Raw genomic sequence first — 15,896 nt, 5'->3', positions numbered from 1 at the left:
CTTGGTGTGCTTCGGTACTTCAGTAGTCGAGCCCCCAGTCCACCACGATGCGCCGGGCGGCGGTATCCACCGTGCGCAGGAACGCGTCCACGAACGGCACCAGCCGCTCGCCGGGCTTCCCATCCGGCAGCGTGTACGCCACCTGGAGGATCTGGTGGGCGCCATTGTCGATCAGGCCGGATACCTCGCCCAGGGTTTCGCCCTGTTCGTTGAGCACGGCGCAACCGATCAGGTCGACCCAGTAAAACTCATTCTCTTCCGGCGGCGGGAAATCCGCGCGCCGGATCCAGACGCGACGCCCTTTCAGGGCTTCGGCCACATTGCGGTCCGCTACGCCGGCGGCCTGGGCCACCACGGTGCCGCTATGTTCGCGCGACTGGGCAATCTTGACGCACAACGCCTCGTCCGGCTGTGCCGGCGCCACCACCACGCCGGCCTGCGGCGCGCGAAGCAGCCACCAGCGGCGGGCGTGGAGCAATGCGGAGGCGTCGTCCGCGTGCGGCAGGACCTTGATCCAGCCACGGATGCCATAGGCGGCGCCCACATAGCCCACTTCGACGAGATCGTCGGGCAGGCTGTCGGTGAACAGCAGCGCTGCGGGCAGCTTGCGGGGCTTGGGCGGCTGGCCCGATACCTCGGCCTGCGCCGCGGTACCTTGCCGGTTCAACGGCTTGCGGCCGGGGGCGTTGCCAGTCACTGAGACGATGCGTCCGATGCGTCAGGCACGCGCCACAACGGGCCGCGCGCCATGGCGGCAATCAGACAGCGGCCTTGGCGGCTTGCTTGACCAGGCGGGCAACCGTCGGCGACAGCTGGGCGCCAACGCCTTGCCAGTACGTCAGGCGGTCTTGCACCAGGCGCAGGCTTTCTTCCTTGCCGGAGGCGAGCGGGTTGTAGAAACCAACGCGCTCGATGAAACGGCCATCGCGACGGTTGCGCGAGTCAGCGGCAACGATATTGAAGAAGGGGCGCTTCTTGCTGCCGCCGCGAGCCAGACGGATTACGACCATGGGGTTATTCCTCGAAAAAACGGGGGTGTGCGAACACGAAACGCAAGAGTATAGCCCAGTTCCCAATGCCAAACAAACACTTAGCGCGCATTTCGCGCCGCGCCCGGCCCCTGGTGCGCCGTTGGCGCAACATGGGCTGCCGGCACCGTCGCGTAAATCGTGAAATCCACCGTGAAACCCGCCGCAAAACCCACGGCCGGCGCGACGTTACAAAGCTGGCAAAAATGTCGAAACAATCGGTTACACGGGTAACGGGATTGGCATAGGCGGTCACACGGCGCCTGCGTACCATGAACCCATCTTCCTGACTCTTTTGCCTGCTACAGGATCTTGGAATTTCGCATGCTTACCCGCCCCCACCTGCGTCTCCTGGTGGCTGGTACCCTGGCCCTCACGGGCCTGATCGGCAGTATTGCCGCCAGCCACGCGCAAGTTGCCTTCTGGCACACCGCCCGGGCCGAACAATCGGCGCGCGTCAATCGCGTTGCCGGTGGCTGGGAAATGGCGAGTGTGCGTGCCGAAAGCCGGGACCACGTGCGGGCGCAGATCGAACGGATGGAACAGCGGGCGCGCAATGATGACCGCCTGAGCGGGCGCCCGCCCGGAGCCGCGGGACGCGACGATGACCGCCCAGTGAGGCAGACGTCCGACCGCAGCAGCATGAATGATACCCCCGGTCGCGGCAACGACATGCGCCCGGCGGGCATGGGCCCGGGCTGGCAGGCGCGCGGCCGCGATGGCGCGCGCTGAGCTCCCGCCCCTCCCCCATCCCCCATCCCCTTTCTCGAACGGCCGGAACTCCGGCCGTTTTGCCGTGTCTCTCAGGATGTGCGTGCCTCGTGTCCGCACAGGCTGCCGCCCGGTGCAGTCGGCGATTCCAGACGGGGTTCAACCCCGGCGCCCTCGCAGCGTGCCGTCGTTGCGCAGACGGCAATCGAACTGACCTGCCTCTGCCCGGCACCCACTGGTCCGGCTCCGGCCACTCCGGTCTTGTCCCGATATCCTCACCGGGCGCAGCCTCCACGTACAATGTGACGATTGTCAGCCCCCGTGCCTGCCACATCGCCACCCACAATGCCCACCACCGCAAGCCAAGCCCCCGCCCTCGGCGCCGATGCACGCCGCCCGGCCCGGGGCAAGTCCAAGCTGATCACCGTCGCCCTGGCGTTCCTGCTCGGTAGCCTGGGGGCGCATCGTTTCTACCTGAAGGGATTCGGCGACAAGTTCGGCTGGGCGCACCTGCTGGCCACGCTGGCGGGGGCGATCGGGATCGCCTCGCTGGTGACGGGCGCCGGGTCTACCGCGCTGAACTGGACGTTTGCGGTGGCGGGCGGCACCTCCGTGATTGCGGCCTTCCTGACCGCCATCGTGTTCGGGCTACGCCCCGACGACCGCTGGGATGCGCGCTATAACGCATACGGCAAACCCACGCGCTCTGGCTGGCCCGTGGTGATCCTGGTCATCCTGTCCCTGCTGATCGGTACCGGCCTCCTGATGGCCGGGCTCGCTATCAGCTTCCAGACGTTCTTCGAGTCGCAGGTGGAGGCGGCCAAGGCGCTTTCCCAATAGTTAGCGCACACTTTCGCTGCAACATGACAATGGGATGACATTGGTCAAACGCGCTCCTGCAAATCGCCCATACTGGTAAGTCCGAGTACGCACGGTATGGAGCATGGCCCGCCATGGCGGGTCGATGCAAAGGAGCGCCCGATGGAACATCCCACGTATGAAGAAGGACGCCTGGCTGCCATCGCGGTCAGGCTGGCCCTGTCGTCGGGCCTGCCGGCGACCAGTGCGAAAGCCGCGCTGGAGTTGGCCTGCCGCATGATCGAGGACCAGCAGGCGGCGCCTCAGAAAAGCGAACCCTGCCGGTCATCGGTGTCGCGGGGTCGCCCGGTGGGCCGGGTCGGCCTGGGCGGCGGCCTGAACAGCGACGTATCCAGTTCGAACCGGTTGTAACGGAAGCCTAGCCGCTCGGCGGTCTTGTAGAACCGCTGACGCATCAGATCCGCCCAGATCCCCGTGCCGCGCATACGCGAGGCGAAGTCGGCATCGTAATCCTTGCCGCCCCGCATCTCGCGCACGCGGTTCATGACCCGCTCGGCACGGTCGGGGAAATGCGCTTCCAACCACTCCTGGAATAGCGGGCGCACCTCCCACGGCAGACGCAGCACGATGTAGTTGGCATAGACCGCCCCGGCCTCCCGGGCGGCTTCCAGCACGCGCTCGAGGTCCGGTTCGGTGACGAACGGGATGATCGGCGCCACGCTCACCCCCACTGGAATCCCCGCATCGGTCAGTTCGCGGATCGTGCGCAGTCGCCGCGCCGGCGTGGCCGCGCGTGGCTCCAGCGTGCGGGCGATGCCAGCGTCGAGTGTGGTGATCGTCACAGCCCCCACCGCCAACCGCTTGGCGGCCATGGGTGCCAACAGGTCGATATCACGTTCGATCAGTGACGACTTCGTGATCAGCGCCACCGGGTGGTCAGTCTCGTGCAATACCTCTAGCAGGCCGCGCGTGATGCGCTGCTCGCGCTCGATGGGCTGGTAGGCGTCGGTATTCACGCCCAGCGCGATGGTTTCGCAGCGATACGACGGCCTGGACAATTCGTCGCGCAGGCGCTCGGCCGCATTGGTCTTGGCGTAGAGCTTCGTCTCGAAATCGAGCCCCGGCGACAAGTCCAGATAGGCGTGCGTCGGCCGGGCGAAGCAGTAGATGCAGCCGTGCTCGCAGCCCCGGTAAGGATTGATCGAGACATCGAACGGGATGTCTGGCGAGGCGTTGCGCGTCAGGATCGAGCGGGCCTGCTCGAGCGTGACCTGGGTGACGAGCCTGGGCGGCAGCGCGCCTTCGGCCGGGGCCGGATCGTCTTCGGCCGGCGCCCAGCCGTCGTCGAACGCCTCGCGCTGGTCGCGCTCGAAGCGTCCCTGGAGATTGCTGACGGCGCCGCGCCCCTTGCGGGCCACGGGCGGACGGCGGGCGCCTTCGCCCTTCCCGTCGCCGCCGAAGTCGTGATCGTCACCCATCTTGCGTCGGACGGCCTTACTCGCGCTCTTCCACCGAGATGGCCAGTGTCTCCTTGATCTCTTCCATCACCACGTAGCTCTTGGATTGGGCTGCGCCCGGCAACTGCAACAGAATGTCGCCGAGCAGGCGGCGGTACTCGCTGATCTCGCGAATCCGCGCCTTGATCAGGTAGTCGAAGTCGCCTGAGACGAGGTGACACTCCAGCACCTCGGGAATCCGCAGCACCTCGCGCCGGAACTGCTCGAACATATTGCCCGATTTGTTGCCCAGCGAAATCTCCACGAATACCAGCAGCGCGCTACCCAGCAGCCCCGGATTCAGCCGGGCGTAGTAGCCCATGATGACACCGTCGCGCTCCAGGCGCTTCACGCGCTCGATGCACGGCGTGATGGTCAGCCCCACCCGCTCCGCCAGGTCTTTCATCGACACCCGCCCGTCGTCCTGGAGCACCGTAAGAATCTTCCGATCCAGCCGATCGAGGCCGCGCACCGGCTGACGCGTCGTTCTCATGACTTTTTCCTGTTTTTCTAAATTAATCGGTAACTAACACTACTTTGAAGTCAATAGTATAGATACGAATCCTTCTATTTCATTCTTTCGCAGGTCCGGAGTCATCGAAATGCGTGTTCTTGTGCTTGGCAGTGGTGTTATTGGCGTGACCAGCGCGTGGTACCTGGCCCGTGCCGGTCATGAAGTGACCGTCGTGGATCGCGAATCCGCGCCGGCGCTTGGCACCAGCTTTGCCAATGCCGGCCAGATCTCGCCGGGCTACGCGTCGCCGTGGGCCGCGCCGGGTGTGCCGCTCAAGGCCATCAAGTGGATGTTCCAGGAACACGCCCCGCTGAGCATCAAGCCGGATGGCACGCTGTTCCAGCTCCAGTGGATGTGGCAGATGCTGCGCAACTGCACACCGGCCCGCTATGCCGTGAACAAGGAGCGCATGGTGCGGCTGGCCGAGTACAGCCGCGATTGCATCCGCGCACTGCGCGCCGAGACCGGCATCGCCTATGAAGGCCGCCAGCAGGGCACGCTCCAGGTGTTCCGCACGGACGCGCAACTCCAAGCCGCGGCGCGCGACATCGCCGTGCTCGAGGAAGCGGGCGTGCCCTACCAATTGCTTTCGCGCGAGGAACTCGGCGCGAGCGAACCGGCGCTGGCCGCCGCTGGCCACAAGCTGGCCGGCGGCCTGCGCCTGCCGAATGATGAAACCGGAGATTGCCAGCTGTTTACCCAGCGGCTGGCAGCCATGGCCGAATCGCTTGGCGTGCAGTTCCTGTACAACCGCTCGATCGACGGCCTGATGACCCAGGGTGACGCCGTGACCGGAGCCGTGGTCGGCGGCCAGCCGATGTATGCCGAGGCCGTGGTGGTGGCGCTGGGCAGCTGGTCCACGCCGTTCGTCCGCAACGTGCTGCCGGGACTGTCGAACCTGCCGGTGTACCCCCTCAAGGGCTTCTCGATCACGGTGCCGATGACCGATGCCGCGCGCAGCCCGGTGTCGACGGTGCTCGACGAGACCTACAAGGTGGCGATCACGCGCTTCGACGACCGCATCCGCGTGGGCGGCATGGCGCAGATCGTCGGCTATGACCGTTCGCTCGATCCGGCCAAGCGCCGCACGCTCGAACACGTGGTGACGGACCTGTTCCCCGGCGCCGGCGATGTCAGCCGCGCGACCTTCTGGACCGGCCTGCGTCCGATGACGCCGGACGGCACGCCAGTGGTCGGCCCCGCCGGCATTCGCGGCCTGTGGCTCAACACCGGCCACGGCACGCTCGGCTGGACCATGGCCTGCGGCTCGGGCAAGCTGCTGTCCGACCTGGTCTCCGGCACGCGCCCGGCGATTCGCGCCGACGACCTGTCGGTGGACCGCTACCGCCAACCCGCGCGCACGCACGGCGTGCCGCGTCCGGTGCCGGCCTGATCGTTCCTGAGCGTCCGTACTTCGACGAAAAAAAGGCGACCTTCGGGTCGCCCTTTTTCATCCCCAACGCAAGCTGCGCGTCAGAACTGGTCCACCGACATCGCCTTGACCGGCTCGGCACCGGCGACGATGGCGTCGCGCAGCGACGTCGCCTGCGACAGGATGTGCTCGCCGAAGAAATGCGCCGTGGCGATCTTGGCATCGTAAAACGCCGGGTCTTCGCCGCGCTTGGCGTCGGCCGCCAGCATCGCACGGCCCAGTTGCCAGCCCGAGAACACGATGCCGCACAGTTTCAGGTACGGCACGCTGCCCGCGAACACCGCGTTCGGATCGCCCTTGGCGCTCTCCACGACGAAGCGCACCACGGCCTCGAGCGCCTCGCGGCCCCGCTTGAGTTGGCCCTGCACTGCCACGAAGGCAGCGCCGCCATGCTGGCCCAGCGCGGCCTCGGTCTCGGCGATCTTCGCGCAGATCGCGCGCGCCACGGCACCGCCATCGCGCACGGTCTTGCGGCCCACGAGGTCATTGGCCTGGATAGCCGTGGTGCCCTCGTAGATCGGCAGGATCCGCGCGTCGCGGTAGTACTGTGCCGCGCCGGTTTCCTCGATGAAGCCCATGCCGCCGTGCACCTGCACGCCAAGGCTGGTCACATCGATCGACAGCTCGGTGCTCCAGCCCTTGACCACGGGCACCATGAACTCGTAGAACGCCTGGTTTTCGCGGCGCGTCGCCTCGTCCGGATGCTGGTGGGCGGCATCGCTGGTCGCAGCGGCCACGTAGGCCACGGCGCGAGCGCCCTCGGTCAGCGCGCGCATCGTCATCAGCATGCGCTTGACGTCGGGGTGATGGATGATCGTCACGGCTTCGCGCGCCGAGCCGTCGACCGGCCGGCTCTGCACGCGGTCCCGCGCATAGGCCACGGCGTGCTGGTAGGCGCGCTCGGACACCGCGATGCCCTGCATGCCCACCGCGAAGCGCGCCGCGTTCATCATGATGAACATGTATTCGAGGCCGCGATTCTCCTCGCCGACCAGCGTGCCGATAGCGCCGCCATGGTCGCCGAACTGGAGCACCGCCGTCGGGCTGGCCTTGATGCCGAGCTTGTGCTCGATCGACACGCAGTGCACGTCGTTGCGCGCACCGGTCGTGCCGTCCGGGTTGACCAGGAACTTCGGCACGACGAACAGCGAGATGCCCTTGACGCCTTCCGGCGCGCTCGGCGTGCGGGCCAGCACCAGATGGACGATGTTCTTCGCCATGTCGTGCTCGCCGTACGTGATGAAGATCTTGGTGCCGAACAGCTTGAACGTGCCGTCGCCCTGCGGCTCTGCGCGCGTGCGCACGGCGGCCAGGTCCGAGCCGGCCTGCGGCTCGGTCAGGTTCATCGTGCCGGTCCACTCGCCTGCGATCAGCTTGGGCAGGATGACCGCCTTCTGTTCGTCGGTGCCGGCGGTCAGCAGGGCTTCGATGGCGCCATCGGTCAGCAGCGGGCACAGCGCGAACGACAGGTTGGCGCTGTTCAGCATCTCGATGCACGGCGTAGCGACGAGCTTGGGCAAACCCTGGCCGCCAAAATCGCTCGGATGCAGCACGCCCTGCCAGCCGCCCTCGCCGAACTGGCGGAACGCGTCGCGGAACCCGGGCGTGGTGGTGACCACGCCGTCCTTCCAGCTGCTGGGGTCGAGATCGCCCGCGCGGTTCAGCGGGGCCACCACTTCCTCGTTGAACCGAGCCGCTTCCTCGAGCACGGCCTGCACCGTGTCCGGGGTGGCTTCCTCATAGCCCGGCATCTGGCTGACGGCGTTCAGGTCCGCCAGTTCGTTCATGACGAACAGCATGTCCTTGAGCGGTGCGCGATAAGTCATCGAAGTCTCCTGGATCTTGTAAAAAAGCCGCTCGCGGGATGCTCCCGGAACGGCTTCATTCTTCTTGTTGTGGCGCCGGCGCCCATACCAGACGGTACGCGGCCCGGCGCGGGCCAGACATCAGCCCAGTGCTGCCACCAGCTCCGGCACCACGGTGTTCAGGTCGCCCACCAGGCCGTAGTCCGCCACCGAGAAGATCGGGGCTTCGGCGTCCTTGTTGATCGCGACGATCACCTTGGAGTCCTTCATGCCGGCCAGATGCTGGATCGCGCCCGAAATACCGACGGCGATGTACAGCTGCGGCGCGACGATCTTGCCGGTCTGGCCGACCTGATAGTCGTTCGGCACGAAGCCGGCGTCCACGGCGGCGCGCGAGGCGCCCAGCGCGGCGCCCAGCTTGTCGGCCAGCGGCGTCAGCACCTTGGTGTAGTTCTCGCCCGAACCCACGCCACGGCCACCGGACACGATGATCTTGGCGGCGGTCAGCTCCGGACGGTCGCTCTTGGCCACTTCGCGCGAGACGAATTGCGAGATGCCCAGGTCAGCCACGGCCGGCAGGGTCTCGACCGCAGCCGAGCCACCTTCGGCGGCAGCCGCGTCGAACGCCGTGCCGCGCACGGTGATGACCTTGATCTTGTCGGCCGACTTCACGGTGGCAATGGCGTTGCCAGCGTAAATCGGACGCTCGAAGGTATCCGGTGCGTCGACCTTGGAGATTTCCGAGATCTGGGCCACGTCCAGGCGGGCGGCCACGCGCGGCAGGATGTTCTTGCCGTACGGCGTAGCCGGCGCCAGGATGTGGCTGTAGTCGTTGGCGATGGCCAGCACCTGCTCGGCCACGTTCTCGGCCAGGCCGTCGCCGAAATAGGCGGCATCGGCCAGCAGGACCTTGGTAACGCCGGCGATCTTGGCGGCGGCATCGGCGGCAGCCTTGGCATTGGCGCCGGCTACCAGCACGTGGACGTCGCCACCGCACTGTGCGGCAGCCGTCACGGTGTTCAGCGTGGCGGCCTTGATCGATTGATTGTCGTGTTCAGCAATGACGAGTGCAGTCATGTTTTCTCTCCCCGCGCTCAGATAACCTTGGCTTCAGACTTCAGCTTTTGCACCAGCGTGGCCACGTCCGGCACCATCACGCCCGCGCTGCGCTTGGCCGGCTCCACGACCTTCACGGTCGACAGACGCGGGGCCACATCCACGCCGAGGTCTTCGGGCTTCACGGTTTCCAGCGGCTTCTTCTTGGCCTTCATGATGTTCGGCAGCGTCACGTAGCGCGGCTCGTTCAGGCGCAGGTCCGTGGTCACCACGGCCGGCAGCTTGACCGACAGCGTTTCCAGACCGCCATCCACTTCACGGGTCACCGATGCCTTGCCATCCGCCACCACTACCTTCGAGGCGAACGTGGCTTGCGGCAGGCCGGCCAGCGCGGCCACCATCTGGCCGGTCTGGTTCGAGTCATCGTCGATGGCCTGCTTGCCCAGGATCACCAGTTGCGGCTGCTCCTTGTCGATCAGTGCCTTGATCAGCTTGGCCACGGCCAGCGGCTGCAGGTCTTCGTTCGATTCCACCAGGATGCCGCGGTCGGCGCCAATGGCCATCGCGGTGCGCAGGGTCTCCTGGCACTGCGTGACACCGCACGACACGGCGATCACTTCGGTGACGACGCCAGCTTCTTTCAGGCGCACGGCCTCTTCCACGGCGATTTCGTCGAACGGGTTCATGCTCATCTTGACGTTGGCCAGGTCGACGCCCGTGCCATCCGACTTCACGCGGACCTTGACGTTGTAGTCCACCACCCGCTTGACTGCGACGAGTACTTTCATGCGCTCACTCCACTGATAGCTGATAGTCCAAAGATTTAAATCGCTCGCCATTATAACCACCGGGGTGGCGCAGCTTTAGTTTTTCGAACGATCGTACTATTTTATAGACAAAGAATTGCCGGGGCTAGCCCGGCAATCGAAGAAATCTGCGCCCATTGTGCCGCAGGATGCCCCGCGTGCACAGGGTTTGGACGATTTCCTCGAAAATCGTCCCTGACCGGCACCGGAGTGATGATTACCAGGCGGTGATCACCGACTCCTTGTAGGTGTTGGTGATGTACTGCTTCACCTCGGCCGAGTGGTAGGCCTTGACCAGCTTGGCCACCCACGGCTTGTCCTTGTCCGCCGCGCGGATGGCAATCAGGTTCGCGTACGGGCCCTTCGGGCCTTCTGTGGCGATTGCATCACGCGTGGGCGACAGGCCGGCGGACTCGGCATAGTTGCCGTTGATCGCGGCGGCGTCCAGGTCGTCAAGCGAGCGCGGCAGCTGGGCGGCGTCCAGTTCGACGATCTTGATCTTCTTCGGATTTTCCACGATGTCCAGCGGCGTGGCCTTCAGGCCGGCGTCCGGACGCAGCTTGATCAAGCCCTTGGCCTGCAGCAGCAACAGGCCGCGGCCGCCGTTGGTCGGATCGTTCGGCACGCCCACGCGGGCGCCCTGCTTGATCTGGTCCAGCGACTTCACCTTCTTCGAGTACACGCCCATCGGGAACGTGACCGTGAAGCCCACGTGCGTGAACTTGTAGCCGCGATCCTTGATCTGGGCTTCGAGGTACGGCAGATGCTGGTAGCTGTTGGCATCGAGGTCGCCAGCGGCCAGCGCAGCGTTCGGCTGGATATAGTCGCTGAACTCCACCACCTGGATATTCAGGCCGTCCTTGGCCGCCACCTTCTTCACCTGCTCCATGATCTGCGCGTGCGGGCCGCCCGTCACGCCAACCTTGATCGGCTTTTCCTGCGCGGAGGCGCCCACGGAAACAGCCATGCCCAGCGCCAGCGCTGCGGCAGTCTTCAGCAAATTACGACGTTGCATTTTCGATTTACCCCTAGTTTCCCAAAGAATTGAAGCCGATCAACGATGGCTGATGCGGCGCACGAGCCAGTCGCCAAAGCTCTGCACGGCCTGTACGAAGACAATCAGGATCACCACCACGGCGACCATGACCTCGGTGATATAGCGCTGGTAGCCGTAGCGGATGCCCAGGTCACCCAGCCCGCCGCCGCCGATGGCGCCGGCCATGGCCGAATAGCCGACCAGGCTCACGAAGGTGATGGTCAGGCCGGCCACGATGCCAGGCATTGCCTCGGGCAACAGCACCTTCCAGACGATCTGGCGCGTGGTGGCGCCCATCGACTGCGCGGCTTCCACCAGCCCCTTGTCCACCTCGCGCAGCGCCGCCTCGACCAGCCGGGCGATGAACGGCACCGCCGCGATCGTCAGCGGCACCACGGCCGCCGTTGTGCCGATCGACGAACCGACGATAAAGCGCGTGAACGGGATCACCACCACCAGCAGGATGATGAACGGGATCGAACGCACCGCGTTCACGACCACGCCGATGGAGCGGTTGAACAGCGGATGCGACAGCACGCCGCCCCGGTTGGTCAGGTGCAGCAGCACGCCCAGCGGCACGCCGAACAATGCGCCCACCACGCCCGAGATCGACACCATCAACAGCGTCTCGCCGAACGACGCCAGGAACAGGTCAAACATTTCAGACCACATGTTCGATCTCCTCCACCACAACGCCCTGCGTCTGCAAATACTCCATGGCCGCGCGCACCGCGGCCGGCTCGCCCGTGGCCATGATCGCCAGCGAGCCGAACGCCTGCCCCTGGATCTCGTCGATATGGCCGTGCAGAATGTTGAAGTCCAGCCCGTGCTGGCGGATCGCCTGGGCCAGCACCGGCCGGTCGACGTTCTCGCCCGTGAAAGCCAGCCGGTAGACGTGGTCGCGGCCGTTGCCGAGCCGGCTTTCCACGCGCTTGAGCACGCTGGCCGGCAGCTCCTGGGCGATCACGTCGCCGATCATCGCGCGCGTGACGGCGTGCTGCGGGCGCAGGAAGACGTCGATCACGCGGCCGGTTTCCACGACCTGGCCGGCCTCGAGCACGGCCACGCGGTCGCAGACCTGCTTGATGACCTCCATCTGGTGCGTGATCATGACGATGGTCAGGCCCAGCTCGCGGTTGATCTGCTTGAGCAGGTCGAGGATCGCGCGCGTGGTCTCGGGGTCCAGCGCGGAGGTGGCTTCGTCGGACAGCAGCACCTTCGGCTTGCTGGCCAGCGCACGCGCAATACCCACGCGCTGCTTCTGCCCACCGCTGATCTGCGCGGGATAGCGGTCGCGCAGGGCCGACAGGCCCACGAGGTCCAGCAGCGGCAGCACCGTCGCGGCAATTTCTGACTTGGTTTTGCCGGCCAGCTCCAGCGGCAGCGCTACGTTGTCATAGACCGTGCGCGACGACAGCAGGTTGAAATGCTGGAAGATCATGCCGATCTCGCGGCGCGCCGCGCGCAGGCGGTTGGCGTCCAGCGCGGTCAAATCGTGGCCGTCGACGATCACCCGGCCGGCGCTGGGCCGGTTCAGGAGGTTGATGGCACGCACCAGCGTGCTCTTGCCGGCCCCGCTTCGGCCGATGATGCCGAAGACTTCACCGGGCGCGATGGAGAGGCTGACGTCGCGCAGCGCATGCACTTCCCCCGACCCGCCGGGGAATCGCTGCGAGAGTCCTTGCAGTTCGATCATGGAAAGAGAAAAGAAAACGGCAACAGCGTGGGGTCTCCAGCGTTGTTGCCGCGCATTATTTTTCTGAAGCTCGCATTTTATGCGATTCGCTTCATACCTCAAACGAGATTTTTTCGATCCCCTTATGCATTGAGAGCATATAGAAGCACCGTCGATCGCATTTTTGCGAATTACGGGTCACTTGAATCGACGACCTTAAAGGTTTTCAGCCTTCCATCAACACCTTCAGGTGCGCATGCACGCTCCGACCCAGCGCGCTGAGGTTGTAGCCGCCCTCCAGGCAACTCACGATGCGACCCTTGGCGTGCACGCGCGCCACTTCCATCAGCCGCTCGGTGATCCACGCGTAGTCCTGCTCTACCAGACCCATCTGGCCGAGGTCGTCCTCGCGGTGGGCATCGAAGCCGGCCGAGATAAAGAGCATCTGGGGCCGGAATTCGTTCAGGCGCGGCAGCCAGATCGTCTCCACCACCTCGCGCACTGCCATGCCGTTGGTATAGGCGGGCAGCGGGATGTTCGCCATGTTCGACGCAATGTGCTCCGTACCGCTGTACGGATAGAACGGGTGCTGGAAAAAGCTGCACATCAGCACCTGCGGGTCGTTGCGGAAAGCCGCCTCGGTGCCGTTGCCGTGGTGGACATCGAAATCGATCACGGCCACGCGCTCCAGGCCGTGCGCGGCCAGCGCGTGACGGGCGGCAATCGCCACGTTGTTGTAGAAGCAGAAGCCCATGGCGCGGTCCGGCTCGGCGTGGTGGCCCGGCGGGCGCACGCAGCAGAACGCGTTTTCCAGTTCGCCGGCCATCACGGCGTCGGTGGCGGCCACGGCGGCGCCGGCCGCGTGCGTGGCGGCGGTCAGCGTGTGGGGATTCATGGTGGTATCCGGATCGATCGCGTGGTAGCCGCTCGCGGGGCTCACGGCCGCCAACTGGGAGACATAGTCGGGCCGGTGCACGCGCTCGATCTGCTCTTCGGTGGCGGCTGGCGCGTCGCGGCGGTCCAGCAGCCCGTCCAGCCCGTGCGAGATCAGGTGATCCTCGATCGCCTGCAGCCGTTCCGGGCACTCCGGATGGAAATGTCCCATCTCGTGCAGCTGGAATGCGGGATGTGTGTAGTAGCCCGTTGGCATTGTCGTTTCCGGGTCAAGTTTGTCTCCAATCGATACGTTAGCACATGACGTGCCACATCATCCGTGAGCCGGCGGGATCGCTGGCGCCGGGAGGCATCCGCTATACTCGGTGCGACTTGCAAAGGACAACATGACCGACAAACAGCGCTCCTTGCGCCGCCCGCTGCTGGGCGCCGCACTCACCGCTGCCGCATTGGGCCTGTGCGGCGTTTCTCCTCGACTGATGGCTGCCGGCAAGCGTCGTGTGAGCGTCCGGGAAGAAGAAATCGAACCGGGCCGCTATCGAAATCATCCGCAAACCCGCGCGTTCATCGACGACATGGTGGCGCGCCACGGCTTCCCGCGCGCCGAGCTGGACACGTATTTCAGCCAGGCGGTGTATTCGGCCACGGTGTCGCGGCTGATCATGCCGCCGAGCACGCCGGGCCGGAAGAGCTGGCGGACGTACCGCTCGCGCTTCATCGAGCCGATCCGCATCAACGCGGGCGTGCGCTTCTGGCAGGAAAACCGCGACACGCTGCGCCGCGCCGAGGCCGAGTTCGGCGTGCCGGCGTCGGTCATCGTCGGCATCATCGGCGTGGAAACCATCTACGGGCGCGACATGGGCACGTTCCGCGTGCTGGATTCGCTCTCCACGCTGGCCTTCGACTACCCAGACACCCCGAACCGCGACGCGCGCACCAAGCTGTTCCGCGACCAACTGGCGGACTACCTGCTCTGGTGCCGCGAGACCCGTACCGATGTCTACTCGGTGCTCGGCTCGTACGCGGGCGCGGTGGGCATTCCGCAGTTCATGCCGACCAGCCTGCGCGAGTACGCACTCGACTATGACAAGGACGGGCACGTCGACCTGCGCAACAGCACCGTCGATGCCATCGGCAGCGTGGGCCGCTTCCTGCAACTGCACGGCTGGGAGCAGGGCCGGCCCGTGATCTGGCGCATTGCCGGCGACGAAGGCAGCCGGGGCATTGCCGTGGCTGCCGCAGACGGCGAGCCGTGGCCTACGCGCACGCTGAACCAGCTCACCCGCGCCGGGTTGCGCGTGGACGAGCCGATCGACCTCCAGCGCGAAGGCGAGACCGGCGTGCTGGTGGTGGACCTGCCCACGCCGGACCAGCCCACCGAGTACCTGATCGGCCTGCGCAATTTCTACGTGCTCACGCGCTACAACCGCAGCTTTTTCTACGCGCTGGCGGTGTATCAACTCGGCGAGGCGGTGAAGGCGGCGATGGGCTGATCACGCGGCTCGCGCCTTCGCCCGTCCCGAATCCCCGAGCAGGCCCCGCCTTGCCGGGGATTTTCTTTTGGCCTATAGTTACCCATATGGCTAACTATCAAGCTTCGGTCAGCGAGGTGTTCCACGCGCTCGCCGACCCCACCCGCTGCGCGATTGTCAGCGCACTGGGCGGCGGCGCGCAGTCGGTGTCCACGCTGGCGGCGCCGTTCGACATGGCGCTGCCGTCGTTCATGAAGCACCTGACCGTGCTCGAACGCAGCGGCCTGATCCGCACGCACAAGCTTGGGCGCACCCGCACGTGCGAGTTGTTGCCGGAGCGGCTCTCGCAGGCCGAGCAGTGGATAGCCGAGCAACGCGCCGTCTGGGAGGCCAGGTCCGATCGCATGGCCCAATTTGTCGAACGTCTACATCAGGAGGAGCAAGCCCATGTCAAACAGCCCAGCCGACAACGCTGAATCCCGCGACCTCGTCATCTCCCGCGTGCTACGCGCGCCGCGCGCCGCATTGTGGCGCGCCTGGTCGGACCCGGTATTGCTCAAGGAATGGTGGTGCCCCAAACCCTGGACCACCGAGGTGCTGGCCTTCGACCTCAGGCCGGGCGGCGCCTTCCATACCATCATGCGCGGCCCCGACGGGGGTGTCAGCGACAACCCCGGCAGCTTTCTCGAGGTGGTGCCGCAAGCGCGCCTGGTGATGACGTCGATGCTGACTGGCGGCTGGCGTCCGGCCAAGCCGTGGCTTGGCTTCACGGCCATCATCACGATGGCCGACGAAGGTACGGGCAGCCGCTACACCGCTACGGTGATGCACCCCGATGACGAAACGCGGGACCAGCACGAGAAGCTGGGCTTCTTCGACGGCTGGAACACCTGCATCACCCAACTCGACGACTTCGCACTGGCCCTGCGCTAAATGTAAGAAGGCCCCGGCAATCTGAACTGACCCCCAGAAGTTGGACGGTTGATGGCTAGGCCGGAAAGGRCTGAGTCCTGTATTGCACGGGACTCAGCCCTTTTAGTTTGAGCTTGATGCGGTCATGATTGTAGTAGTGAATGTATTGGCGCAGTCCATCCTGCAGTTGCTCGATGCTGGTGAACTTGTTCAGGTAGAAGAATTCGGACTTTAGGATGC

Annotated in this window: 18 protein-coding genes; 6 read left to right on the top strand and 12 right to left on the bottom strand. The window is 65.6% G+C overall.

All coding sequences use genetic code 11. From position 1 onward, the window contains the following. Positions 1-19 precede the first annotated feature (19 nt). Together rimM and rpsP are read right to left on the bottom strand one after the other, a co-directional pair. A complete protein-coding gene (gene rimM / locus AB4120_RS25480; RefSeq protein WP_149136509.1) occupies positions 20-697 on the bottom strand; it encodes a ribosome maturation factor RimM in 678 nt (225 codons plus the stop codon). Positions 698-758: 61 nt separating this feature from the next. Next, positions 759-1,010, bottom strand: coding sequence for a 30S ribosomal protein S16 (gene rpsP, locus AB4120_RS25475; protein WP_149136510.1), 252 nt, complete (start codon positions 1,008-1,010; stop codon positions 759-761). Positions 1,011-1,352: 342 nt separating this feature from the next. On the opposite strand from rpsP, the gene AB4120_RS25470 reads away from it, so the two are divergent. Together AB4120_RS25470 and AB4120_RS25465 are read left to right on the top strand one after the other, a co-directional pair. Beyond that, on the top strand, positions 1,353-1,760 hold the full coding sequence (locus AB4120_RS25470) for a hypothetical protein (RefSeq protein WP_149136511.1): 408 nt from the start codon (positions 1,353-1,355) through the stop codon (positions 1,758-1,760). 324 nt (positions 1,761-2,084) lie between these two features. Continuing rightward, entirely contained in the window at positions 2,085-2,579 is a 495-nt protein-coding gene (locus AB4120_RS25465; RefSeq protein WP_149136512.1) for an NINE protein, read from the top strand. A gap of 281 nt (positions 2,580-2,860) precedes the next feature. Here AB4120_RS25465 and AB4120_RS25460 read toward each other — a convergent pair whose 3' ends face one another. Together AB4120_RS25460 and AB4120_RS25455 are read right to left on the bottom strand one after the other, a co-directional pair. Then, on the bottom strand, positions 2,861-4,036 hold the full coding sequence (locus AB4120_RS25460) for a PA0069 family radical SAM protein (protein ID WP_149136513.1): 1,176 nt from the start codon (positions 4,034-4,036) through the stop codon (positions 2,861-2,863). Between the two features lie 16 nt (positions 4,037-4,052). Beyond that, positions 4,053-4,547, bottom strand: a complete 495-nt coding sequence (locus AB4120_RS25455; protein WP_092301927.1) for an Lrp/AsnC ligand binding domain-containing protein — start codon at positions 4,545-4,547, stop codon at positions 4,053-4,055. Positions 4,548-4,656: 109 nt separating this feature from the next. Here AB4120_RS25455 and AB4120_RS25450 point away from each other — a divergent pair, with 109 nt between their 5' ends. Next, the gene (locus AB4120_RS25450) at positions 4,657-5,961 is read left to right on the top strand and encodes a D-amino acid dehydrogenase (RefSeq protein ID WP_149136514.1); all 1,305 of its coding nucleotides are present in this window, start codon (positions 4,657-4,659) and stop codon (positions 5,959-5,961) included. Between the two features lie 80 nt (positions 5,962-6,041). Here AB4120_RS25450 and AB4120_RS25445 read toward each other — a convergent pair whose 3' ends face one another. From AB4120_RS25445 to AB4120_RS25415, 7 genes are all read right to left on the bottom strand, one after another. After that, entirely contained in the window at positions 6,042-7,826 is a 1,785-nt protein-coding gene (locus tag AB4120_RS25445; RefSeq protein ID WP_149136515.1) for an acyl-CoA dehydrogenase, read from the bottom strand. 120 nt (positions 7,827-7,946) lie between these two features. Then, positions 7,947-8,882: an electron transfer flavoprotein subunit alpha/FixB family protein gene (locus AB4120_RS25440; protein WP_441642995.1), complete on the bottom strand. Its 936-nt coding sequence runs from the start codon at positions 8,880-8,882 to the stop codon at positions 7,947-7,949. A 17-nt stretch (positions 8,883-8,899) separates the two neighbouring features. Next, positions 8,900-9,649, bottom strand: a complete 750-nt coding sequence (locus AB4120_RS25435) for an electron transfer flavoprotein subunit beta/FixA family protein (RefSeq protein ID WP_149136517.1) — start codon at positions 9,647-9,649, stop codon at positions 8,900-8,902. A gap of 235 nt (positions 9,650-9,884) precedes the next feature. Then, a complete protein-coding gene (locus AB4120_RS25430) occupies positions 9,885-10,682 on the bottom strand; it encodes a MetQ/NlpA family ABC transporter substrate-binding protein (RefSeq protein WP_149136518.1) in 798 nt (265 codons plus the stop codon). A gap of 39 nt (positions 10,683-10,721) precedes the next feature. Further along, positions 10,722-11,375: a methionine ABC transporter permease gene (locus AB4120_RS25425; RefSeq protein ID WP_092301909.1), complete on the bottom strand. Its 654-nt coding sequence runs from the start codon at positions 11,373-11,375 to the stop codon at positions 10,722-10,724. After that, positions 11,365-12,399: a methionine ABC transporter ATP-binding protein gene (locus tag AB4120_RS25420; RefSeq protein WP_144197451.1), complete on the bottom strand. Its 1,035-nt coding sequence runs from the start codon at positions 12,397-12,399 to the stop codon at positions 11,365-11,367. The genes AB4120_RS25425 and AB4120_RS25420 overlap by 11 nt, the downstream gene beginning before the upstream one ends. A gap of 205 nt (positions 12,400-12,604) precedes the next feature. Beyond that, positions 12,605-13,528, bottom strand: a complete 924-nt coding sequence (locus AB4120_RS25415; RefSeq protein ID WP_149136519.1) for a histone deacetylase family protein — start codon at positions 13,526-13,528, stop codon at positions 12,605-12,607. A gap of 130 nt (positions 13,529-13,658) precedes the next feature. Here AB4120_RS25415 and mltB point away from each other — a divergent pair, with 130 nt between their 5' ends. The 3 genes from mltB to AB4120_RS25400 all read left to right on the top strand — a co-directional run bounded on the left by mltB (position 13,659) and on the right by AB4120_RS25400 (position 15,677). Continuing rightward, positions 13,659-14,765, top strand: a complete 1,107-nt coding sequence (gene mltB, locus AB4120_RS25410; RefSeq protein ID WP_144197449.1) for a lytic murein transglycosylase B — start codon at positions 13,659-13,661, stop codon at positions 14,763-14,765. An 86-nt stretch (positions 14,766-14,851) separates the two neighbouring features. Further along, positions 14,852-15,220 (top strand): ArsR/SmtB family transcription factor, encoded by a 369-nt coding sequence (locus AB4120_RS25405; protein WP_149136520.1) that lies wholly within the window; start codon positions 14,852-14,854, stop codon positions 15,218-15,220. Beyond that, on the top strand, positions 15,192-15,677 hold the full coding sequence (locus AB4120_RS25400) for an SRPBCC family protein (RefSeq protein ID WP_149136521.1): 486 nt from the start codon (positions 15,192-15,194) through the stop codon (positions 15,675-15,677). Before AB4120_RS25405 ends, AB4120_RS25400 begins: the two co-directional genes overlap by 29 nt. A 55-nt stretch (positions 15,678-15,732) precedes the next feature. On the opposite strand, the gene AB4120_RS25395 is transcribed toward AB4120_RS25400, so the two are convergent. Then, positions 15,733-15,896, bottom strand: a 164-nt coding sequence (locus AB4120_RS25395; protein ID WP_441643004.1) for an IS3 family transposase, incomplete at its 5' end; no start/stop codon positions are given.

The sequence above is a fragment of the Cupriavidus sp. 2KB_3 genome, assembly GCF_052115685.1.
Lineage (GTDB): Bacteria > Pseudomonadota > Gammaproteobacteria > Burkholderiales > Burkholderiaceae > Cupriavidus > Cupriavidus campinensis.
Note: the sequence above shows the minus strand (reverse complement) of the source record. Positions and strands in the feature narration are given on the sequence as shown.